Source organism: Caballeronia ptereochthonis (assembly GCF_001545075.1).
GTDB classification, from domain to species: domain Bacteria; phylum Pseudomonadota; class Gammaproteobacteria; order Burkholderiales; family Burkholderiaceae; genus Caballeronia; species Caballeronia ptereochthonis.
This window is the reverse complement of the sequence record NZ_FCOB02000004.1, coordinates 1-20,576: the sequence shown is the minus strand read 5'-3', so window position 1 is coordinate 20,576 and position 20,576 is coordinate 1. Positions and strand designations below refer to the sequence as shown.

Annotated in this window: 20 protein-coding genes and 2 pseudogenes; 17 read left to right on the top strand and 5 right to left on the bottom strand. The window is 64.0% G+C overall.

Annotation, left to right across the window (positions count from 1 at the left end; all coding sequences use genetic code 11):
- The first annotated feature begins 17 nt into the window (after positions 1 to 17).
- From AWB83_RS05150 to AWB83_RS05105, 10 genes are all read left to right on the top strand, one after another.
- Positions 18 to 1,022: a dihydroxyacetone kinase subunit DhaK gene (locus AWB83_RS05150; protein ID WP_059936243.1), complete on the top strand. Its 1,005-nt coding sequence runs from the start codon at positions 18 to 20 to the stop codon at positions 1,020 to 1,022.
- 1 nt (position 1,023) lies between these two features.
- Positions 1,024 to 1,683, top strand: a complete 660-nt coding sequence (locus AWB83_RS05145) for a DAK2 domain-containing protein (RefSeq protein ID WP_087043187.1) — start codon at positions 1,024 to 1,026, stop codon at positions 1,681 to 1,683.
- Positions 1,667 to 2,815, top strand: a complete 1,149-nt coding sequence (locus tag AWB83_RS05140; RefSeq protein WP_159463014.1) for a CaiB/BaiF CoA transferase family protein — start codon at positions 1,667 to 1,669, stop codon at positions 2,813 to 2,815. The genes AWB83_RS05145 and AWB83_RS05140 overlap by 17 nt, the downstream gene beginning before the upstream one ends.
- A 78-nt stretch (positions 2,816 to 2,893) precedes the next feature.
- Positions 2,894 to 3,904 carry an ABC transporter permease gene (locus AWB83_RS05135; protein WP_081068781.1) on the top strand — a complete coding sequence of 337 codons (1,011 nt, stop codon included), beginning with the start codon at positions 2,894 to 2,896 and terminating at the stop codon, positions 3,902 to 3,904.
- 6 nt (positions 3,905 to 3,910) lie between these two features.
- A complete protein-coding gene (locus AWB83_RS05130; RefSeq protein WP_087043185.1) occupies positions 3,911 to 4,723 on the top strand; it encodes an ATP-binding cassette domain-containing protein in 813 nt (270 codons plus the stop codon).
- Positions 4,720 to 5,649, top strand: a complete 930-nt coding sequence (locus tag AWB83_RS05125; RefSeq protein WP_159463013.1) for a CoA transferase subunit A — start codon at positions 4,720 to 4,722, stop codon at positions 5,647 to 5,649. The genes AWB83_RS05130 and AWB83_RS05125 overlap by 4 nt, the downstream gene beginning before the upstream one ends.
- Positions 5,642 to 6,418, top strand: a complete 777-nt coding sequence (locus AWB83_RS05120; protein ID WP_059936227.1) for a CoA-transferase subunit beta — start codon at positions 5,642 to 5,644, stop codon at positions 6,416 to 6,418. The genes AWB83_RS05125 and AWB83_RS05120 overlap by 8 nt, the downstream gene beginning before the upstream one ends.
- Positions 6,419 to 6,426: 8 nt before the next feature.
- Positions 6,427 to 7,164 (top strand): CoA transferase subunit A, encoded by a 738-nt coding sequence (locus tag AWB83_RS05115; RefSeq protein ID WP_059936223.1) that lies wholly within the window; start codon positions 6,427 to 6,429, stop codon positions 7,162 to 7,164.
- Between the two features lie 131 nt (positions 7,165 to 7,295).
- Entirely contained in the window at positions 7,296 to 8,345 is a 1,050-nt protein-coding gene (locus tag AWB83_RS05110; protein ID WP_159463012.1) for a LacI family DNA-binding transcriptional regulator, read from the top strand.
- Positions 8,342 to 9,028, top strand: coding sequence for an HAD family hydrolase (locus tag AWB83_RS05105; protein ID WP_059936218.1), 687 nt, complete (start codon positions 8,342 to 8,344; stop codon positions 9,026 to 9,028). The genes AWB83_RS05110 and AWB83_RS05105 overlap by 4 nt, the downstream gene beginning before the upstream one ends.
- Before the next feature lie 24 nt (positions 9,029 to 9,052).
- Here the strand turns inward: AWB83_RS05105 and AWB83_RS05100 are convergent, their stop codons facing one another.
- Genes AWB83_RS05100 through AWB83_RS05090 form a run of 3 tightly spaced genes read right to left on the bottom strand, consistent with a single transcriptional unit; the run spans position 9,053 to position 11,791 of the window.
- Positions 9,053 to 9,871 carry a CoA-transferase gene (locus tag AWB83_RS05100; protein WP_087043182.1) on the bottom strand — a complete coding sequence of 273 codons (819 nt, stop codon included), beginning with the start codon at positions 9,869 to 9,871 and terminating at the stop codon, positions 9,053 to 9,055.
- Positions 9,868 to 10,770 carry a CoA transferase subunit A gene (locus tag AWB83_RS05095; RefSeq protein ID WP_087043181.1) on the bottom strand — a complete coding sequence of 301 codons (903 nt, stop codon included), beginning with the start codon at positions 10,768 to 10,770 and terminating at the stop codon, positions 9,868 to 9,870. The genes AWB83_RS05100 and AWB83_RS05095 overlap by 4 nt, the downstream gene beginning before the upstream one ends.
- A 16-nt stretch (positions 10,771 to 10,786) precedes the next feature.
- A complete protein-coding gene (locus tag AWB83_RS05090; protein WP_087043180.1) occupies positions 10,787 to 11,791 on the bottom strand; it encodes a sugar ABC transporter substrate-binding protein in 1,005 nt (334 codons plus the stop codon).
- A gap of 287 nt (positions 11,792 to 12,078) precedes the next feature.
- Here AWB83_RS05090 and AWB83_RS05085 point away from each other — a divergent pair, with 287 nt between their 5' ends.
- The 4 genes from AWB83_RS05085 to AWB83_RS05070 are packed head-to-tail and all read left to right on the top strand — an operon-like array spanning position 12,079 to position 16,129.
- Positions 12,079 to 13,203, top strand: coding sequence for a LacI family DNA-binding transcriptional regulator (locus AWB83_RS05085; RefSeq protein WP_059936204.1), 1,125 nt, complete (start codon positions 12,079 to 12,081; stop codon positions 13,201 to 13,203).
- Positions 13,200 to 14,087 (top strand): CoA transferase subunit A, encoded by an 888-nt coding sequence (locus AWB83_RS05080; RefSeq protein WP_087043178.1) that lies wholly within the window; start codon positions 13,200 to 13,202, stop codon positions 14,085 to 14,087. The genes AWB83_RS05085 and AWB83_RS05080 overlap by 4 nt, the downstream gene beginning before the upstream one ends.
- Before the next feature lie 9 nt (positions 14,088 to 14,096).
- The gene (locus AWB83_RS05075; RefSeq protein WP_087043177.1) at positions 14,097 to 14,912 is read left to right on the top strand and encodes a CoA-transferase subunit beta; all 816 of its coding nucleotides are present in this window, start codon (positions 14,097 to 14,099) and stop codon (positions 14,910 to 14,912) included.
- Positions 14,913 to 14,926: 14 nt separating this feature from the next.
- Positions 14,927 to 16,129, top strand: a complete 1,203-nt coding sequence (locus tag AWB83_RS05070) for a CaiB/BaiF CoA transferase family protein (RefSeq protein WP_087043176.1) — start codon at positions 14,927 to 14,929, stop codon at positions 16,127 to 16,129.
- A 247-nt stretch (positions 16,130 to 16,376) separates the two neighbouring features.
- Here the strand turns inward: AWB83_RS05070 and AWB83_RS37825 are convergent, their stop codons facing one another.
- The gene (locus AWB83_RS37825) at positions 16,377 to 17,180 is read right to left on the bottom strand and encodes a helix-turn-helix domain-containing protein (protein WP_244197586.1); all 804 of its coding nucleotides are present in this window, start codon (positions 17,178 to 17,180) and stop codon (positions 16,377 to 16,379) included.
- 53 nt (positions 17,181 to 17,233) lie between these two features.
- On the opposite strand from AWB83_RS37825, the gene AWB83_RS05055 reads away from it, so the two are divergent.
- From AWB83_RS05055 to AWB83_RS37075, 3 genes and pseudogenes are all read left to right on the top strand, one after another.
- Entirely contained in the window at positions 17,234 to 17,695 is a 462-nt protein-coding gene (locus tag AWB83_RS05055; protein ID WP_087043175.1) for a (2Fe-2S)-binding protein, read from the top strand.
- Positions 17,696 to 17,697: 2 nt separating this feature from the next.
- Complete coding sequence (locus AWB83_RS05050; protein ID WP_087043174.1) at positions 17,698 to 19,908, top strand: xanthine dehydrogenase family protein molybdopterin-binding subunit; 2,211 nt, start codon at positions 17,698 to 17,700, stop codon at positions 19,906 to 19,908.
- A 107-nt stretch (positions 19,909 to 20,015) separates the two neighbouring features.
- A pseudogene (locus AWB83_RS37075) lies at positions 20,016 to 20,329 on the top strand (IS3-like element ISAzo10 family transposase); the annotation flags it as partial.
- Between the two features lie 24 nt (positions 20,330 to 20,353).
- Here AWB83_RS37075 and AWB83_RS37820 read toward each other — a convergent pair.
- A pseudogene (locus AWB83_RS37820) lies at positions 20,354 to 20,503 on the bottom strand (transposase); the annotation flags it as partial.
- Positions 20,504 to 20,576: the final 73 nt, after the last annotated feature.

Here is a 20,576-nt window from a genome sequence, read left to right as displayed (position 1 = left end):
AAAATCAGGAAACAGCCGTGAAAAAACTCTTGAATCGACCGGATGCCTATGCCGACGAGGCGCTCGCCGGGCTGTGCGCGGCGCATCCGGACATCTATCGTCAGCTGGGCGAAACCGGCCGCGTGATCGCACGCGCGGGCGGCATGCGCGAAGGCAAGGTGGGCATCGTGTCGGGCGGCGGCTCGGGACATATGCCGACCTTTACGGGCTACGTGGGCGAAGGCCTGCTCGATGCCTGCTCGGTCGGCAACGTGTTCGCGGGGCCGAGCGTGCTCGACTGCATGGAAGCGGTGAAAGCCGCCAACGGCGGGCGCGGCGTGCTGCTGCTGTACGGCAATTACGGCGGCGACAAGATGAACTTCAACATGGCCGCCGAAATGCTGGAGATGGAGGGCATTCCGACGAAAACCGTGCTCGTCGCGGACGATGTCGGCAGCGCGCAGCGTTCGGAGCGCGAGAAGCGCCGCGGCGTCGCGGGCCTGATCTATCCGTACAAGATCGCGGGCGCAAAGGCCGAACAAAACGATGCCAGCCTGAGCGACGTCGCCGCCATCGCACGGAAAGCGGTCGATGCGACGGTGAGCATCGGTGTGGCGCTGACGCCGTGCACGGTGCCGGAAGCGGGCAAGCCGACTTTCAGCATCGACGAGGGCGAGATGGAAATCGGCATGGGCATTCACGGCGAGCCGGGCATCGTGCGCGGCCCGCTCAAGAGCGCCGACGCAGTGGCCGACGACATGCTCGAACGTCTGCTCGCGGATGCGGATATCGGCGCGGGCGAGCGCGTGTCGGTGCTCGTCAATTCGCTGGGCGCGACACCGCTCGAAGAGTTGTACATCCTCTATGCGCGGATCGAAAAGCGGCTGAAGGAGCGCGATATCAGCATCGTCATGCCGCGCGTGGGCCGTTACGCGACGTCGATGGAAATGGCGGGCGCATCGCTGTCGCTGTGCCGTCTGGACAGCGAACTCGAAGCGCTGCTTGCAGCGCCGGCAGTGTGTCCGTTCTGGAGTGCGGTCTGATATGGCGATCACAGTCGATACATTGACGTCGATCCTGCGCCGAAGCGCGACGCAGGTCGATACGTTCGCCGCGGAATTGAACGATCTCGACGGCCGCCTGGGCGACGGCGATCTCGGCGCCACCTTGCAGAAGTGCGCGGCGAACATCCTGGCCGCGCTGGATCAACCGGCATCGAACATCGACGGCGTATTCAAGGCCTGCGCGATGGCCTGCGCCCGCGCCTCCGGTTCGAGCTTCGGCACGCTGCTGGGCGTGGCGTTCGTCGCGAGCGCGAAGTTCACGGCGGGGCAGGCGTCGATCGACGCGGCGCAGATGCCCGAGCTGCTGGAAGCCGTGCTCGATGCGCTGATTGCACGCGGCGGCGCATCGCTTGGCGACAAGACCGTGCTTGATCCGCTCGATGCGGTGCGTATCGCGGTCAGCGGCAAAGACGATGCAGCCGCGCAATACGAAGCCGCGACGCAAGCCGTCGACGCGACGCTCGACGCATTCCGCGCCAGGACGAACAAGATCGGCCGGGCGCGCATGTTCGCGGAGCGCTCCATCGGCATGGATGATCCCGGCATGGTCGCGTTCGCGCACCTGCTGCATGCGGCGGGCGGCGAACGCTTTTCACTCGAAGACAAACAGGAAGAGGAAGGACATGGCAGGCGCGCTTGAGGGCATCAAGGTACTCGATCTCTCGCGTTTCATCGCGGGGCCGTTCTGCGCGATGCAGCTCGCCGATCTCGGCGCGGATGTCGTGAAGGTCGAGCGCAAGGGCAGCGGCGAAGAGACACGCCAGAATCTGCCGCAGCTCAACGGCGAAAGCCTGTACTTCATCACCTTCAACCGCAACAAGCGCAGCATGACGCTCGATTTCCGCGATCCGGAGGATCAGGAAACGCTGCGCAAGCTGATTGCGAAAGCGGACGTGCTGATCGAAAACTTCCGTCCGGGCACGATGGAAAAGATGGGCTGCGGCTGGGACGCGCTGCGCGAACTGAATCCGCGTCTGGTGATGGTCCGCATCTCCGGCTTCGGCCAGACGGGACCGCTCGCGCAACGTCCGTGTTTCGATGCGATCGCCCAGGCGATGAGCGGTCTCATGAGCATCACCGGCCAGCCCGATGGTCCGCCGACCGTGGCGGGCACGTTCATGGTGGATTACGCATCGGGTCTGTACGCGACCATCGGCACGCTGGCGGCGCTCAACGTGCGCAGCCAGACGGGGCGCGGGCAACTCGTCGAATCGACGCTGATCGAAAGCGCCATCAGCATGCTGATTTCGGCGATTCCCGCGCAGGCGCAACTCGGCCAGCCGATGACGCGCGCCGGCAACACCGACCGCTACACCGCGCCCGTGAACAGCTATCCGAGCGCGGACGGCGCGTACGTCTATCTCGCGGCAGGCACGGACGGCTTGTTCCCGCGCCTGGTCGAAGCGATGGATCAGTCTTCGCTGCTCACCGACGAGCGTTTCTCGACGCAGCACGCGCGTCTCAGGAATGCGGACGCGATCAACGCCATCGTCGCCGCGTGGGTCGGGCGGCATACGGCGCACGATGTCGTCGCGGCGATGGATCGCGTCGGCGTGCCGTGCGCGAAGGTCGCGACGCTCGATGAGGTCGTGAGCAACCCGCAGCTCATCGCACGCAAGCAGATCGTCGATATCGAGCATCCCGTCGCGGGACGTTATTCGACGCATGGCGTGACCGTGTCGCTGTCCGAGACGCCTGGCGAGATTCGCCGTCCGCCGCCGCGCGTCGGAGAGCATACGGACGAAGTGCTGCGCGGCTGGGGCATCGAATGAGGCAGTAAGCCTTGCACGCAACAATCGGAGACAAAGCGAACGCCACGCCCGTTCGCTCATCACAACAAGGAGGCGCACATGAACGCGACACAATCCGTCGTTCACGATTCTTCCCACTCGCCGTCCGAAGTGGGACATTGGCGCGAAACCATCGGCGCGTGGCGCACGGAAATCGGTGTCGGGGTCGGGCTGGTCTTTCTAATTGCGCTGTTCAGCGCCATCGCGCCGCACTTCGCGAGCCTCGACAACTTCTCGTCGATTCTCACGCAGACGTCGGTGACGGCCATCGTCGCGGTCGGCATGACGATGGTCATCATCGCGGGCGAGATCGATCTGTCGGTCGGCGCGAGCGTCGGACTTGCAGGCACGCTGTTCGCGCTGTTCGTCGTCAAGGCCGGCATGCCGATGTGGCTCAGCTTCGCCTGCGTGATGGGCGTGGCGGCGCTGATCGGCGTGTTCATCGGCGGGCTGCGCGTGTTGTGGGGGATTCCCTCGTTCATCACGACCATCGGCTTGCTGTCGGCGGTGCGCGGCCTCGCGTTTCTGCTGTCCGACAGCACCAACATCGGGCCGCTGCCGGATTCGCTGGCCTCGCTCTGGTTCGGGCATCTGTTCGGCATGCCGGTGCCGATTCTGCTGACGGTGATCGTCGTCGCGTACGGCTGGTTCGCGCTGTCGAGCACGCGCTTCGGGCGGCATCTGTACGCGCTCGGCGGCAATGCGGTGACGGCGACGCGCTACGGCATTCCGGTGCGTCGCATGCGTATCTACGTGTTCGTGATCGTGCAGGCGCTCGCCGCGCTCGGCGGTGTCATGTACACCGCGCGGCTGAACAGCGGCAGCGCATCCGTCGGCGATCTGCTCGAGCTCGATGTGATCGCGGCGGTGATCGTCGGCGGCACCACGCTCGCGGGCGGCGCGGGGCGCATGGCGGGCACGGTGCTCGGCGTGCTGTTCGTCGCGACGCTGCGCAACGGCATGGTGCTGATGGGCGTGGATCCCATCGTGTTCATGATCGCGCAAGGTCTCGTCATCATCCTGGCCGTGTGGTGGAGCATGTTGCGCCGCGCCGGCTGGCGTCCGGAGTAAGCGAGCATGAGTCATTCCTTTCTGCTGCGGGCCACCGATATCCGCAAATCCTACGGCGCCGTCGAAGCCTTGCGCGGCGTGGACTTCCATCTCTCGCGCGGCGAGACCGTCGCGCTGGTCGGCGACAACGGCGCGGGCAAGAGCACGCTCGTGAAGATTCTCTCGGGCGCGACGCGTCCGACGTCCGGCTCGATCGAATTCGATGGCAAGAACGTCGCGCTCGACAATACGGACATCGCGCGCGATCTGGGCATCGAAACCGTGTATCAGGATCTCGGGCTGTGCAGCAATCTGACGGTCGCGGAGAACATCTATCTCGGGCGCGAGCTCGTGCGCAAGATCGGGCCGCTGACGATGCTGGCCAAGCGCGAGATGCATCGGCGCGCGGCGCACGTACTGAAGGATTTGTCGATCAACGTGCCGCGCACGACGGCGAACGTCGCGGGTCTGAGCGGCGGCCAGCGCCAGGCCGTGGCGCTGGCCCGCGCGCGTCTGTGGGAACGATCGATGATCCTGCTCGACGAACCCACCGCCGCGCTCGGCGTGCAGGAAACCAGACGCGCGATGGACAGCGTGCGGCAGATTCGCGGCGAAGGCACGGCGGTCGTGCTCATCACGCACAGCATGCCGATGGTGATGGAAATGAGCGATCGCGTCGTGGTGATGCGGCGCGGCGAGAAAGTCGGCGACGTGGCGACGGCGAAGCTCAAGAGCGCGGACGCCATCGTTTCGCTGATCACCGGCGCGACGGAACGATGGATCGAAGTGCCGACGCCGTTCGAAGCAGATGCGCGCGTAACCGAGGGCACGACGGCATGAGCAGCAAACTCGTTCCGATGAACGCCGCGCTCGATGCCATTCGCGACGGCATGTCGATCACCGCGGGCGGCTTCGCGCACTCGCATCAGCCGATGGCGCTGCTACGCGCGCTCATTAAACGCGGCATTCGCAATATCACGCTGATGGGCGTCGCCGAATGCTGGGTCGCCGAGTTTCTGGCGGCCGCGAATGCGCTGGATCGCTCATACTTTTCGAACTTCATGTTCGAAGGCTTCGGCCGATGCCGCCGCTTTTCCGAAGGCGTGGAAAGCGGCGCGATCGAAGTCGAGGATCACAGCCATTTCGGCATGGTGAACCGTCTGGGCGCAGCGGCGATGGGCCTCCCATTCATGCCGATGCGCGCCATGTCCGGCACCGACATTCTCGCGAAGCCGGGCTTCGAAGAAGCGCAGGCGAAGTCGCGCCTGATCGAATCGCCGTTCGATGCGCGCGACAGGGTGCTCGCCGTGTCGCCGCTGAAACCGGATGTCGCGATCATCCACGCGGCGCGGGCGGACGAACAGGGCAACGTGCAGTTGTACGGCCCGACCTCGGTGATCGTGGAGCAGGCGCGGGCGGCCTCGCATGTGATCGTATCGGTGGAAGAGATCGTGGACACGAGCGTGATCCGCCGCCATCCCGAGTTCACCGTGCTGCCCGGCCTGCTGGTCGATGCCGTCGTGCATGCGCCGTTCGGCGCGCATCCGCTCGGCAACTTCGGTTACTACCAGCACGATCACGCGCATCTTGAGGACTATTACGATGCCTCCCGCACGCCGCAATCCACGCAGGCGTTTCTCGACGAATGGATTCACGCGCCCGCCGATCATTGGGCGTATCTCGACAAAATCGGTATCGCCCGGCTCATGAAGCTGCGTGTCGATCCCGCGCTGGGCTACATTCCGGCGGAGGGCGTTCATGGCTGATATCAAACCCGGCATCCAGCCGGACGAATACATGGCGGTCGCCGCCGCGCGCGAAATCCGCAATGGCGATGTCGCGTTCATCGGCACCGGCCTGCCGATGGTCGCCGCGTATCTCGCGAAAGCCACGCATGCGCCCGATGTGAAGCTGGTGTTCGAATCCGGCATCGTCGATCCGCAGCCGCGCGAACTCGCGAGCGGCGTCGGCGACTACCGCCTCGTGCACGGCGCGCCGATGATCGCGGGCACGTCGTACGCATTGAGCCTGCTGCAAGGCGGCGTCATCGATCTCGGCTTCCTCGGCACGGCGGAAATCGATGCGTACGGCAATCTCAATTCAACCGTCATCGGCGATTACCGCAAGCCGAAAGTGCGCCTGCCCGGCAGCGGCGGCGCGAACGATATCGCGAGCATGGCGGGACGATTCGTCGTGATCGCGCGACTGGACAAGCGTCGCTTCGTGCAGAAGCTGCAATACACGACGACGCCCGGTTATCTCGATGGCCCCGGCGCGCGTGAGGCAGCAGGCTTGCCGGGTGCAGGACCGGTACGCGTCATCACCGATCTGGCCGTGCTCGGCTTCGATCCTTCGAGTTTGCGCATGCGTATCGATGCGTTGTATCCCGGCGTGAGCGCGGACGATGTGCAGTCGCGCTGCGGCTTCGAACTGGGCGTGCCGGATACGCTTGAAACGTTCACCGCGCCGACCGATGAACAACTGCGCCTGCTGCGGCACGTCATCGATCCGGACGGCGTTTATCTCGGCGCGTGAGGCACAACATGGAACGACAAAACAAGCTGCGCACGCTGAAGGACGCGGTCGCCATGATCGATGACGGTGCAACGCTCGCCATCGGCGGACGCGCGAACCGGCGAGTGCCGATGGCGCTGGTGCGCGAGCTCGCGCGTCAGCAAAAGCGGGACTTGCGCATCGTGCATCTTGATCGTGCGATGAATCTCGACTTGCTCGCCGCTTCATATGTCGATGGCGATAAGCGTTTGCTGCAAGCCCGCCTTCAGGCGGCGTCGATGGGCCTCGCGTTCATGCCGCTCGCATCCTCCGCCGACTTGGTCCGCGACCACACGACCGAAGCCGTCGACGATCCGTTCACTGGCGGCACGGTGCTGGTTGCGTCCGCGTTGCGGCCCGATGTTGCGATCATTCACGCGCACATGGCCGATCGCTTCGGCAATGTCGTGATGGATGCGGACTGCGAAGCGCAACCCGCGTTCGATGCGACGCTTGCGCGTGCGGCGAAACGGGTGATCGTATCTGTGGAACAGATCGTGAGCGAGGAGACCATCGCGCAGTGTGCGCGCCGCATGCTGCTGCGTGCGGATGAAGTGGCGTGCGTGACGGAAGCGCCTTATGGCGCGCATCCCGCATCGTGCGACAAGCGATATGCGCGGGATGCCCAATGGTGCGACGAAACCGCATCGGACCACGATGCCTACCTGCGAGGAATCGGCGCACGCAGACTGTTTTCCCTCACGCGCCGGTTCGCAACGAAGCTGTAAGCGCAAGCCGTTGACGCACTGCAATGAAAACGTTTTTTCCACGCGATTAAAAATGCAATAATGCCGGACACGAGGAACCGGTTTCCATCGGCGCAGAAGCGGCGGACCGGTCGGCCACCATGGAAGATGCAATGGTCAAAAAAGCCGCAACAGTCAAAGCGAAAGTCTCCATTCACGACGTCGCACGAGAGGCGGGCGTCGCACTTTCCACCGTGTCCAATGCGTTGTCGGGCAAGGACAACGTCAAGGAGTCCACGCGCAAGAAGGTGCAGGAAGCGGCGGATCGGCTGGGTTATCGCGTATCGTTCGTGGCGCGTTCGCTGAGAATGCAGCGCACCTTCACGCTGGGCGTGCTGCTCGCGGACGTGTCCAATCCATCGTCGCCGGATTTTCTGCGCGGCGTGGAAGACCTGGCGGATCGTGAATCGTGCAGCCTGCTCGTCTGCAATACCGACGGATTGCTCGACAAGCAGATCGCGCATATGCGCGTGCTGCTGGATCGCCGCGTGGACGGGCTCGTGCTGCTGTCGCAATACTGCGACCCGCCACTGGTGCGCGAACTGCTCAACTCGGGCACGCCGTTCGTGCTGTTGCAGCGGCGTTCGCGTCAGCACGTGGATGATTACGTGGGCGCGGACAATCACGAAGGCATTACGGCGGCCATCGAACATCTGGTGAGCTTCGGCCACAAGCGTATCGGCTTCATTCGCGGGCCGACGGAATCCACCACGGCGGATGAACGTCTCGAAGCGTATCGCCTCGCGGTCGAACGCCTGAAGCTCGACGACGATCCCACGCTCGTCATCCAGGGCAATTATCAAGTCGATGGCGGCTATCGCGCGGGCCGCGAATTCTTGTCGATGGACAAGCGTCCCACCGCCATTCTCGCGGCCAACGACATGAGCGCCATCGGCGTGATGAACGCGGCATCGGAAGCGGGCGTGTCCATTCCCGGCGATCTTTCGCTGATCGGTTTGGACGATATCGAACTGGCTTCATATGCGCCGATCAATTTAACGACCATCGCCTTGCAGCGGCGCGACATGGGCACGGCGGCCGCCACGCTGCTGATGGACCGCATCCGCAAGAAGCGCAAGAAAGCCAAACAAGTACTCTTTCCGATGAAACTCGTCGTGCGTGGTTCGACGGGGCCGGTTCCCGTCAAGAAAAAACTCAAATGATCCGCCTCTGCATCCTCGATTTCGACGGCACGCTATGCGGCACGCACGATGCCATCGCGTTCTGCATCGATGCGACCTTCGATCATTACGGCGTGCCGCGCCCAGGTGTGGAGCGGCGCGAGGCAGTCATCGAAACGGGCGTGGTGATGGCCGAAGCGATGGCCATCCTCAACGCGAACACGCCGTACGAGCGCGATAACGAGCAATGGGCGGCGACATATCGCGCGCTGTATCGGGAACATGGGCTGGCGCACAGCCATCTGTTTCCCGGTGTGCGGAAAGCGTTGGAGCGGCTGAAGGCGAGCGGCAGGACGCTCGTGATCGCGAGCAACAAGGCGCCTGCGTCGGTGGACATGGCGCTGGCGCATTACGGGCTTGCGCCGTTCATCGATCTCGCTGTGTGCGATCCGCAAGGCGTGCCCAAGAAGCCCGATCCCGCGTCTTACACGCGGCTGATTGCGCCCGTGTTTTCGGGCATCGCGCCGACCGATACGGTCATGGTCGGCGATACGGCGGCGGATCGCGGCTTTGCGCGCAACATCGGCGCGTATTTCGCGTGGGCGAGCTACGGTTACGGCGATCCTCACGCGAGCCTTGCGCATGGATCGGATGCGGTGCTCAAAAGCTTTGCCGAACTTCCCGACGTCATCGAAACACTGAGCGCGATGCCGCCGCGCAACTGACGGCGGCATCGCGTCGAAGGCGCATCATTCGCGCAAACCAAGAATATTGCGGGGGTCCACTTGGCTACGCAGGATGCTCAGCTCTTCGTCGCTCGGCGCCTGCGTGCGCGGCACCCCGCCCAGATCGCCGAGATCGAAGCCGGTCGCTTTGCGCAACGCGTCCTCGCTCACGCCCGCGTGAATCGACGCGACCTTCATGCGTCCCGCCTGGCGATCGAAATCGAAGATGCATTTCGGCGTGACGACCATGCACGGACCGCTCGACATCAGGCCGAGTTCGCGCCGTCCCGCCAGCCCACCGGGATAACCCACGCCCGACACGTAGTCCACGTTCTCGACGAAATTGCGCCGGTCGTGGTGCGGCATCATCACATATTCGCGGCCGAAGAGCGTCATGTGCTCGGGCTGCAGGATCGGGCCGACGAGGCGCACCTTCGGCTTGTCATGATCGCCGATGCACACGCTGTTGATATTCCCCACGCGATCCACCTGCACCGCGCTGCTGAAGCCGAAGCGCACGTCGCCGCGTTTCAGCACCCACGGACCGGGATAGTTGGTCATCTGCGCTTCGCAGGGCAGATCGCGCAGCAGGGCGTCGTGTTCGGAATCGGGCAGGCGCTCGAGATCGTCGAGCACGGGATTGTGATAGCAGCCCGCGAGCAGAATGGTGAGATTCGGCGCGTGCGTGCGGCGCGCGAGTTCCATCGCGGCGAGCGGAATCGACGTGCCGTACGCGGCCGCGGCGGCGCCGGTCAGCAAGCCGGTGAAGCCCACTTCGCCATCGACGAAGGTGCGGGCCAGAACGACGGCGAGCGTCTCGTGAAGGGTGGCGGGCGGGTTCATAGCAGGGACTCGAGATCGAAGAGATGCGCAAGGCGGGCCGCGCCGACGCGCTCCAGATAATCGTGCTGATCGCGCGGCTCGAAGACGTAGCGTTGCAGGTAGGCATCGAACGCTTCGGGTGTTGTCGATGCCTCGACGTATTCGCTCATGTGCTGTTCATCGGCGAGATAGCGTGACAGCACCGGTGTGGGATGGGCGCCCCACGGCACCTCGACCACGGCCGTCGTGCGGTACGACGGCACCTCGTTCAACCGCGCATGCTTGCGGATGAACGCCTTCGACACGATCTTCTCCACCGTGACGATGACGGTCTCGCACGAGCGCGCGAGCAGCACGTCACCGTTCTGGGGCAGCAGCCGATGCGCGGGGAAGATCACGTTGCCTTGTTCATCGGCGGCGACGGCGTGGATCACGACGACATCCGGTTCGGCGGCGGGCAGCGCCTGCATCGGCCGGCCGGTGATGGGGCACGCGAACGACTTGATAGCGGGGTTATGCGTCAGCACGTCATTGCCGCCGAGAAAACTGACGGGCCAGAACGCGAGTCCTTCCTGACTCGCGCGGAAGCGGTCCCAGCTTCCCATTTCCGGGTAATCGACCACCTTGAGCGCGCCGCTTTCCGCTTGCCGCCGGAAGTTGCGCGCGAGGCCGAATTTCTCGAGCCCGACATACGACGTCTCGACCGTCTTCAGGCAGCCCGCGCCCGCGAGCAGATCGATGTCGTAGCTATTGGCCGTGCCGACGATGGTCAGGTCTTTGCGCCGCGCGCGGGCGAGCGCGCGCACGAAGGCCATCGGCTTCTGATAGACGGCGAATCCGCCGAGCGCGAGCCGCGCGCCGTCGCGCACGAGCGCGACGGCTTCGTCGAGTGTTTTGAGCTTGCTTGCCGGTGCGTTCATTTCGATGGAAGAAAGGTTACGACAGCGATTTCACGAGTTCGAGATACTGCTTCACGTCCTGCGGGTTTTCCTTCGTATAGAGCTTGGGCGGCACTATCACATAGCGTTGTTCGTTCGAGCCGCGTCTGGCCTTCACCGCCGTTTCCACCGCGAGATAACCCAGGCGATACGGCTGCTGATCCGCGACCGCGGCGAGATTGCTTTTCGGGTCGAGCAGCATGTTGGCGAGTTCCTGACTCATGTCGATGCCATACAGCCGCGCCTCCGCCTTCGAACGCGATGCAGCCACCGCCGCGCCCGCCACGGTGCCGGCGTTAGACGCCCACACGATCTGCGTATGCGGATCGCGCTGAAGAATGTTTTCCAGCCCGTTCGCGCCTTGCTCCGGCGTGCTGCCGGACACTTCGGCGATCAGCTTGAGCTTCACGTCGGAGAGCGCCTTCATCATGCCGTCGCGGCGCGGGGCGCTGTTGGCGTTCATCGGCGGCAGCGAGATCAGGCCGATGGAGGCCGTGCCCTTGAGTTGCTTTTCGATGTACTCATGCATCTCCTTGCCGACCGTCGACGCGAGTTCGAAGCTGTCCACGCCGATGGAATGGCTCGCGATTGACTTGTCCGCGAGTTGCGTGTCGTACTCGACGACCATGATGCCCTTGGCCTTCGCGCGCCTTGCGGCGGCCACGGTGCCTTGCTTGTCCAGCGGCGGGATGATGAGCGCATCGACATTGCGCGTCATGTAGTCGTCGACGAGCTGGCTTTCCACCGGCAACTGGCGGCGGTTCATGCCGACGAGCAGTTCCGCGTTGTTGGCCTTGGCGGCATCGCGCATGCCGCGCTCGATCTGTTGCCAGAACTGCGAATCGCGTGCGTAGATGATCGCGCCGATGGTCAGCTTGTCGCCCGACCCCGCACGTGCCGGTCCCGCTGCGGTGAGCATCAACTGACTGCCGAGCACGCTGGCCGCGCCGAGTTTCAGCACGGTGCGCCGGCTGAGTCGCGGCGTCCTGGTATCGCTGGACATGGTGTCTCCTGTGTGGGTTGAATGACGGTCAGTACCCGCGGCAACACTTAAAACGTTTTAAGAACCGGGGTGTTTTTGGCCGCGTGGAGATCGTTTTCGGATGGGTGGCCTCGATGCAGCGCGAGTACCCACGGTGCATCGAGCGCCGAATGGAGCCTTGGAATGCAGACTCAAAAGCGATTCGATCGAATTCGGACGAACCCTGTTGCGTTCGATACGTCGATGGTTCAGAATTATTGAAACGTTTTTATTCCAGCGCAAGCTCTTTCTTCTTGGGTGTATCCCTGATGTCGAAGCAGATGACCGTCGTGGCCGAAGCGCTCGAACCCGCCGACCGTCCCACCATTCTCGATGTCGCCGCCGCATGCGGCGTGTCGCCTGCGACCGTGTCGAACGTGCTGGCGAACAAGCCTTACGTGAAGGAGCAGACGCGCCAGCTCGTGCTGCAGAAGGTGGCGGAACTCGGTTATCGCGCATCGCGGGCGGCGCAGAGTCTGCGTACCGGGCGAAGCTGGTCCGTGGGGCTGATCATCGGCGACATTTCGAATCCGTATGTCGCGGAGATCGTGCGCGGCGTGGAAGAAGTGCTCTGGGCCAAGCGCAACAATCTCATCCTCTGCAACACCCAGTTCGATGCCGATCGCAAGATGGCGTACGCCAGTTCCCTGCTGGATCAACACGTGGAAGGCCTGATTCTCGTGTCGCAAACGTTCAGCGAGGACGAAGCGCGCCTGCTCAATCTCACCGATGTCCCCGTGGTCACGGTCAATCGCGCATGCGAAGCGCTGAAGGCCGATCAGGTCGGCATCGACGGAGCGGGCGGCATTCGGGCGGCGGTGCAGTATCTCGCGCAACTCGGGCACAGGCGCATCGCGTTTGTCAAAGGCGCGGCGTCGTCGCCATCGGCGGATGAGCGCTACACGGCGTACATGAAGGCCGTGCGCGCGCACAGGCTCGCCATCGATCCGGCGCTCGTCGTGCAAGGCGATTATTCGATGGAGTCGGGCAGCATCGCCGTGCGCGAGCTATGGGCGCGGGATGCCGTGCCAACCGCCATCATCGCGGCCAACGATCTGATGGCATTCGGCGCTTTGGGCGCGCTCAAGGAGATGAACCTCGACGTGCCGCGCGATGTATCGGTCATCGGCTTCGACGATATCTTTCTCTCGAATCATCCGCTCGTGCGGCTCACGACCGTGCAGTACTCGAAACGCGATATCGGCGCGAACGCCGCGCGTCTGCTGATGCGCCGCATTGAAGGCGAGCGCGGCGACGGACCGCGCACCGTGACGCTCGACACCTCGCTCATCGTGCGCGGCACCACGGCGCCGCCGCCTGCATCGACATCCACCACTAAAACCACCCGCGCCGCTGCGAAAACGCGCCCATCCAGGAGGACATCTCAATCATGAAGGACAAGCTGGTCGGTCTCGACACCGCGCTCGCGCCGATCGAATCGGGCTGCACGCTGGCGCTCGGCGGCAGCCTGCTCAGGCGTCAGCCCAACGCGGCCGTGCGTGCGCTGATTCGCCGCGGCATCAGGGATCTGACCTTGCTGACGTGGGCGACGACTACCGCCACCGACATGCTCGCGGCAGCGGGCGCGGTGCGCCGCTGGGAAGGGATCTATGCGGGCATGTTCAGCCACGGCCTCGCGCCGAACTTCCGCCGCGCGGTGGAGGCGGGCGAAATCGAAGTGCGCGACTTCTCGGAAACGGCGATGGTCGCGCGCTTCCGGGCGGCATCGGCGGGCGTGGAGTTTCATCCGATCCGCACGCTGCTCGGCTCCGACGTCGCGCGCCACAACCCGGAGCAGATTCGCGAGTTCACGTGTCCGTTCTCCGGCAAGCCCTTGCATGCGATCGCGGCGGCGAAGTCCGACTTCACGATCATCCACGGCTACGTGGGCGATCGCTACGGCAACGTGCAATGGCCCATCGTGCGCGACAGCGACGACATCGACCAGATGATCGGCAGCTCGGCGAAGCGGCTCATCGTCACGGTGGAAAAGATCGTTTCACACGAGGAAATCAAGCGCCGTCCGACGCTCACGTACATCCCGGGCAACTGGGTCGAGGCGATCGTGGAAACGCCTTACGGCGCGCATCCGGCGGCCTGCGACGGCCATTACGACGAGGACGAAGTGCATCTCGCCGATTACCTCGCGAAGTGCCGCACGCGCGAAGGCGCATCGGCGTATCTGGACGAATTCGCGCGCCATGTGGCATCGCACGAAGCGTATTTGCAGAAAGTGGGCGGTATCGACGCATTACGCGCGTTCGATGTCGCGGCCTGAGGAGACCTCATGACCACAGAGACCATCGAAAACTTCACGGGTAACGAACTGCTGACGAGCGTCGTCGCGCGGCAGGTGCGCGACGGCGACCTCGTGTTCGTTGGCGTCGGCACGAATGGACGCGCGTTCACGCTCGCGGTCGGCATTCCGTTGACGGCGGTGCGCCTCGCGCAGCTCATGCATGCGCCGTCCGCCGCCGTGTACTGGGGCAATCTGCTCGAACCCGATCTCGGCAACGTGCCGACCGATATCCGCCAGGACACCTTCACGAAGTGGCCGGCGGCGGCGTCTCCGTCGGACACCGGCATCAAGTGCGACATGCTCGCGCGGCTTGCCTTCGATGTGTGCTTCGACTCCGCCGCGCAAATCGACATGCATGGCAACCTGAATATCACCGCCATCGGCGATTATCGCGATCCGAAAGTGCGGCTCGTTGGCTGTCTCGCGCAGCCGGAGCACTTCGCGTTCGTGGCGCGGCCTATCGTCGTGGTCGATCTGGATAAGCGCACGTTCGTCGAAGAAGTCGATTTCATCACGAGCGTCGGGCACGTCAGCCGCGGGCGCACGCGCGAGGATCTCGGCTTGCCGGGCGGCGGGCCGCATCGCGTGGTGACGGACAAGGCCGTGTTCGATTTCGATGCCGTGTCGCGGCAGATGCGCATCGCATCGCTGCATCCTGGCGTGACGCTCGAAGAAGTGCTGGACAACATGTCGTTCAAGCCGCTGGTGCCTGCATCGATTCCCGAAACCGGACTGCCGGGCGCCGATGAACTGCGCCTGATTCGCTGGGTGATCGATCCGCATCGCGTCTTGCTGCGTGCCTGAAGGAGACTTGGCTCATGAAGACGGAAAACGAAGGACCGCTCAGCGGCCTGAAGGTGCTGGATCTGTCGCGCTTCATCGCCGGCCCGCATTGCGCGATGCAGCTCGCCGATCTCGGCGCGGACGTGACCAAGGTCGAGCGCGTCAACAGCGGCGACGACACACGCGCGCTCGCGCCGAAAGTGGAGGACGAAAGCCTTTACTTTATGGTGTTCAACCGCAACAAACGCAGCATCACGCTGAACTTTCGCGAGCCGCGCGCGCAGACGCTGTTGCGCGAACTGATCGCGAAAGCGGACGTGGTGATCGAAAATTTTCGCCCCGGCACGATGGAAAAGATGGGCTGTGACTGGGACACGCTGCACGCGCTGAACCCGCGCCTTATCATGGCGCGCATCTCGGGCTACGGCCAGACGGGTTCGATGGCGTCCGAACCGTGTTTCGATGCCATCGCGCAGGCCTCGACCGGCCTGATGGATCTGACGGGCCAGCCCGATGGACCGCCGACGGTGGCCGGCACCTTCGCGGTCGATTACACGACGGCGCTGTACGCGACCATCGGCGTGCTGTCGGCGCTGTCGCATCGCGACAAGACCGGCGAAGGGCAGATGATCGATGTCAGTCTGATGGGCTGCGGCGTGTCGCTGCTGCTCACGGCCGTCTGCGAGCAGGCGATGCTCGGCCGCACGATGACGCGCGTCGGCAGCCGCGACCGCTATTCGTCGCCTGCGCAGACGTTCAAATCGCGCGACGGCCACTGGGTCTATCTGATCGCGGGCAACGACGCGCATTTCCCGCGTCTCGCGCGCGCGATGCAGCGTCCCGAACTGCTGGACGATCCGCGCTATGCCACACATGCATCGCGCATGAGCCATATCGCGGAAGTCGAGGCGGAGGTCGCCGAATGGGTGCTGCAACACGATGCCGATGAAGTCGTCGCGAAGCTGCGCGCGGTCGAAGTGTCGTGCTCGAAGGTCGCGACCGTGGCGGATGTGGTCGCGAGTCCCTATATGCGAGAGGCTGGGCATATCACCACGGTGCGTCATCCGAAAGCCGGCGATGTGACGATGCAAGGCTTGCCCATCCGTCTGTCCGCGACGCCCGCGAGCATCCGCAAATCCGCGCCGCTTTTGGGCGAAGACAGCGCGAGCGTGCTCGATGAATGGCTCGGCATGAGCGACGCCGATATCGCCGCACTGCGTCAAGGCGGTGTGATCTAGGGATGAGCCCGCGGGGGCGCGCACTCCCCGCAAGCACGATCGTCTCCTCGCGGGGCAAAAATAAAAACGTTTCTATAACAAAGTTTTCATGCTAGATCGACCGAAACGATGAGCGAGTGCGCGATCCGCCGGGCAAGCATCGACCGAATCACTGGCAGACCTTCGAATAGCCGGCACGAACGGCGGCGGTGGGTAACGGGCACATGGACCCAAAGGAGCGGACCCAGCGCATCATCCGCCATGCGGCTCATTTCAAGTCGGCGCGAAGGTCACGAACACCGCGACCTAGACGCTCGCGCAACAGTGTCCGCAGTGTTCCGCCGTCGTTGTACCCAACCTCGGCCGCGATAGCTTCGAGGGCCAGGCCGCTACCATGCAGTAGCGATTGCGCGCGCTCGATACGCAGGTCCTGAAAGAACGCCACTGGCGGTTTGCCCAGAACAGCCGTGCGACGACGTTGCAGAGTACGTGCCGCCGCGCAGTCGCCTGCCCAAAGCCATAGCTGAGGTGCGGCGTAGTCATCAGTGTGGGTGGCACGAAAAGCAGCAGGATCACGCGAACAACGTAACGATCGACGCAGCCTCGATAAGCGGCGCGAGAACAGGGATGTTGCCCGGAGTATCGAGCAATCGCAAGAGCTGTAGCGCTGCATCGAAAACTGGCGCCGACCGCGAGCCCAGACAATACCTTCCCCCACGGACACGGCGCCTGGTTCCGATAGAGGCAGTAGCGTCGCTGGTTCGACGATGCGCTGTGGATCAACCCTCAACTTCGCGCACAGATAAGGCGCTTCGGACGACGCCCGGGTAACCTGCGACTTCATCGGAGGATTGACGGACGTCAACGGGCAACGCAGATGAACGTAGTCACAAGCCTGCGCCACGGCCACCACCCGCCTGGGGCCTTGCGCCGCAGACACGAACTTGGGGCTCGTCGCGCCGCAGCCGAGATCGGCTTTGCCGAGTATCGGTAGAACGAGGCCTACTGGATTTGCAGCATTGTTCAAGATATTTGCAGGATCGTGTAAGCGCAACGGCAGGCGCTCGGTCACACTGCCGTCTAAACCCGGCGCACGGTTCGGGCTTTCCCCACGGAGAGAATTCCATGTCTACATCGTTTGTTCTTAACGGAAAGAACGTTACGCTCGATGCCGATCCCACTACGCCGCTCCTGTGGGCGATCCGCGAAAACGCAGGCCTGCACGGGACGAAGTTCGGCTGCGGCATGGCACAATGCGGCGCCTGCACGGTTCACTTGGAAAGTGCAGCCACCCGCTCGTGCGTGCTGCCGCTCGGCGCCGTCGCGGGCAAGCGCGTCACGACCATCGAAGGCATCCAAAGCCGGGCCGCCAAAGCCATTCAGGCCGCATGGGTCAAACTGCAGGTTCCGCAGTGCGGCTACTGTCAGTCCGGACAGATCATGTCCGCGACGGCCTTGCTCGAACAGAATCCCACCCCGACCGACGCCGACATCGACTCCGCGATGAACGGCAATCTCTGCCGCTGTGCGACCTATGTCCGTATTCGCGCAGCCATCCATGAAGCCGCTGCCACCCTGAAGGCCTGACCATGACGACCGATGTCGATCTCGCCAATGCTGTACGCCCGTCCCGCCGCACCTTCCTGAAAGCGGCCGGCGCCCTTGCGGCAGTTAGCCTCACCGTCGGTTTCGAGTGGGCGGGCACGGGGCGTCGCGGGCTCGCTGCCACTATGCCCGAGGCGACGTTCGCGCCCAATGCATTCGTGCGTCTTGCGCCCGACAACAGCGTCACGATCATCGCCAAGCACGTCGAGATGGGCCAAGGTGCGTACACTGGCATCGCGACGATCGTGGCCGAAGAGCTGGATGTGAACTGGCAGGACGTGCGCGTCGAAAGCGCGCCAGCCGACGCGAGGCGCTACGCGAATCTCGCCTTCGGCACGATCCAGGGCACGGGCGGCAGCTCGGCAATGGCCAACTCGTGGATGCAATTGCGCGAAGCCGGAGCGAAAGCACGCGCGATGCTGATCTCCGCCGCGGCGGCGCAGTGGCAGGTGCCTTCCGCGGAGTTGACGACGCGCGACGGCAGCGTCCACCACCTGGCCACGAACCGGACCGCGACCTACGGCTCGCTTGCGTCGGCCGCAGCCCGGCTGCCGGTACCGGACAAGGTCACGCTCAAGTCGCCAAACGATTTTCGTTTGATCGGCCATCAGTTGCCGCGCGTCGACGTGCCACCGAAAACAGACGGCACCGCGCAGTTCACGCTCGACGTGACATTTCCCGGCATGCTGGTCGCGCTACTGCAGCGTCCGCCGCTCTTCGGCGCGACGGTCCGGTCGTTCGATGCGTCGGCCTCGAAAGCGGTGCCTGGCGTCGTGTCGGTCGTGCATGTGCCAGGCGGCGTCGCGGTGGTCGCGAATGGCTTCTGGGCAGCGAAGCGGGGTCGCGACGCGCTGAAGGTCGAATGGGACGATTCCCAGGCCGAAAAACGTAGCTCCGACGCCATCATGGCTGAATACAGGCGGCTTGCCGAGCAGCCCGGCGTATCCGCCCGAGAGGACGGTGACGCAACGGGGGCGCTCTCGGGCGCGGCGAAAAAAATCTCCGCCACCTATGCGTTCCCGTATCTCGCCCACGCGCCGATGGAACCGCTCGACGCGGTTGTCAAGCTCACCGCAGACAGTTGCGAAATCTGGGCAGGCGATCAGTTCCAGACGGTCGACCAGGCCAACGCCGCACGCACCGCGGGGCTCGAACCACAGCAGGTAACGATTCACACGCTGTATGCGGGTGGAAGCTTCGGCAGACGCGCGAATACCCGGTCGGACTATATCGTGGAGGCCGTGTCGATCGCGAAAGCGCTCGGCGCGAACGGCACGCCGGTCAAGCTTCAGTGGACCCGCGAGGATGACATCCATGGCGGCCTCTACCGCCCGATGTACTTACACAAACTCGATGCCGGACTGACGACCGACGGCAAGCTCGTCGGCTGGCGCCATCGGATCGTCGGTCAGTCGATCCTCGCCGGCACGCCGTTCGCGAAGGTCATGGTCAAGAACGGGATCGACTCGACGTCCGTCGAGGGTGCCGCGAACCTTGCCTACGCGATTCCGAACGTTTCGGTCGAGTTGACGACCACGCAGACGGGCGTCCCGGTGCTGTGGTGGCGGGTTGTCGGCAGTTCGCACACGGCGTTTGCGGTCGAGGCATTCATCGACGAAGCCGCGCACGCCGCGGGCAAGGACCCGTTCATCTTCCGCCGCGACCTGCTCGCCCACGAACCGCGCATGCGCGCCGTGCTCGAACTCGCCGCGGAGAAAGCGGGATGGGATCCCGCCAAGCCGCTGCCGAAAGGCCGCGGGCGCGGAATTGCGGTCGCCGAGGCGTTCAAGACCTTCGTGGCCCAAGTCGCGGAAGTTTCCGTCGACAAGGACGGCAACGTGAAAGTGGATCGCGTCGTCTGCGCCGTCGATTGCGGCACGCCGATTAATCCCGACATCATCGCGGCCCAGATGGAAGGCGGAATTGGTTTCGGCCTCGGCGCGGCGTTGCACAGCGCAATCACGCTAAAGGACGGCAAGGTCGAGCAGAACAACTTCGACGTCTATCAGGTGCTAAGGATTGCCGAAATGCCGAAGGTCGACGTACATATCGTACCGTCTGGCGAAGCGCCGACCGGGGTCGGCGAACCGGGTGTCGCGCCGATCGGGCCGGCCGTCGCGAATGCAATTTTCGCGGCCACCGGCAAACGGCTCCACAGCTTGCCGTTTCCGGCCGCTGCGAAAAAGAGCGCCTGACGGTTGCATCTTCAGGATCGTTCGACGAGCGCCACACCCTGACGGGGGACGGCGTTATTTGCCGGACGCGTTCGGACCGCTTTCCTGCACCAACTGTTGCGGCGGAGCTGCCGCGCGCGTCTGACAGAGCGGTGGCACGGCTGCTGCCGCCCGAGAGCGCATCAGTGGAGGAGGGTTGCGCGGGAGATCGGTGTGGGTGTGGAAACGCTTGAGCGCTGGAACAGTGATGCGCTGTCCGTTTCGGGGCGGTCTTGAACACGGCAGCGATGGACGAGACCGCGCGCAATGCATGGTGCCGCGAGCGTGGTGTATCTTCGCAGGCGTTGCCCGAGTCCGAAAAGGCCGTGCAAGTCCACAGCAAACGAGGCAGGATCAGCGCCGCACTAACGACCTCGAACGTGAACTGCGGCGCAATCCGCGTTGCTGGCACTTTAAAGAACGTCTCCGTACGCTCTGCGCGCCGCTGCAAGATCGCGGTCTTTCGTGCGGCATGACGATAGGTCCACGCTGCTTCGATGATGTCCCGCCGGACATGGCTGTTGCTGGTCGTGGTGATGTCACCGCGGCGCTCGCGCTTGCCGCTGGAGTGTTCGCTAGTGTGGTGAGTTATAAGTTCGTTACATTAATTGTTCGTGCGGTCCCGGATAACGAAATGCTGTCTGAATAGG

What these genes read in the sequence shown, in the direction of transcription:
- AWB83_RS05070 (WP_087043176.1), top strand. Translation starts at nt 14,927, where the DNA reads ATGAAGACGGAAAACGAAGGACCGCTCAGCGGCCTGAAGGTGCTGGAT.
- AWB83_RS05080 (WP_087043178.1), top strand. Translation starts at nt 13,200, where the DNA reads ATGAAGGACAAGCTGGTCGGTCTCGACACCGCGCTCGCGCCGATCGAA.
- AWB83_RS05085 (WP_059936204.1), top strand. Translation starts at nt 12,079, where the DNA reads ATGTCGAAGCAGATGACCGTCGTGGCCGAAGCGCTCGAACCCGCCGAC.
- AWB83_RS05140 (WP_159463014.1), top strand. Translation starts at nt 1,667, where the DNA reads ATGGCAGGCGCGCTTGAGGGCATCAAGGTACTCGATCTCTCGCGTTTC.
- AWB83_RS05145 (WP_087043187.1), top strand. Translation starts at nt 1,024, where the DNA reads ATGGCGATCACAGTCGATACATTGACGTCGATCCTGCGCCGAAGCGCG.
- AWB83_RS05105 (WP_059936218.1), top strand. Translation starts at nt 8,342, where the DNA reads ATGATCCGCCTCTGCATCCTCGATTTCGACGGCACGCTATGCGGCACG.
- AWB83_RS05130 (WP_087043185.1), top strand. Translation starts at nt 3,911, where the DNA reads ATGAGTCATTCCTTTCTGCTGCGGGCCACCGATATCCGCAAATCCTAC.
- AWB83_RS05055 (WP_087043175.1), top strand. Translation starts at nt 17,234, where the DNA reads ATGTCTACATCGTTTGTTCTTAACGGAAAGAACGTTACGCTCGATGCC.
- AWB83_RS05075 (WP_087043177.1), top strand. Translation starts at nt 14,097, where the DNA reads ATGACCACAGAGACCATCGAAAACTTCACGGGTAACGAACTGCTGACG.
- AWB83_RS05125 (WP_159463013.1), top strand. Translation starts at nt 4,720, where the DNA reads ATGAGCAGCAAACTCGTTCCGATGAACGCCGCGCTCGATGCCATTCGC.
- AWB83_RS05120 (WP_059936227.1), top strand. Translation starts at nt 5,642, where the DNA reads ATGGCTGATATCAAACCCGGCATCCAGCCGGACGAATACATGGCGGTC.
- AWB83_RS05115 (WP_059936223.1), top strand. Translation starts at nt 6,427, where the DNA reads ATGGAACGACAAAACAAGCTGCGCACGCTGAAGGACGCGGTCGCCATG.
- AWB83_RS05110 (WP_159463012.1), top strand. Translation starts at nt 7,296, where the DNA reads ATGGTCAAAAAAGCCGCAACAGTCAAAGCGAAAGTCTCCATTCACGAC.
- AWB83_RS05090 (WP_087043180.1), bottom strand. Translation starts at nt 11,791, where the DNA reads ATGTCCAGCGATACCAGGACGCCGCGACTCAGCCGGCGCACCGTGCTG.
- AWB83_RS05050 (WP_087043174.1), top strand. Translation starts at nt 17,698, where the DNA reads ATGACGACCGATGTCGATCTCGCCAATGCTGTACGCCCGTCCCGCCGC.
- AWB83_RS05100 (WP_087043182.1), bottom strand. Translation starts at nt 9,871, where the DNA reads ATGAACCCGCCCGCCACCCTTCACGAGACGCTCGCCGTCGTTCTGGCC.
- AWB83_RS05135 (WP_081068781.1), top strand. Translation starts at nt 2,894, where the DNA reads ATGAACGCGACACAATCCGTCGTTCACGATTCTTCCCACTCGCCGTCC.
- AWB83_RS05095 (WP_087043181.1), bottom strand. Translation starts at nt 10,770, where the DNA reads ATGAACGCACCGGCAAGCAAGCTCAAAACACTCGACGAAGCCGTCGCG.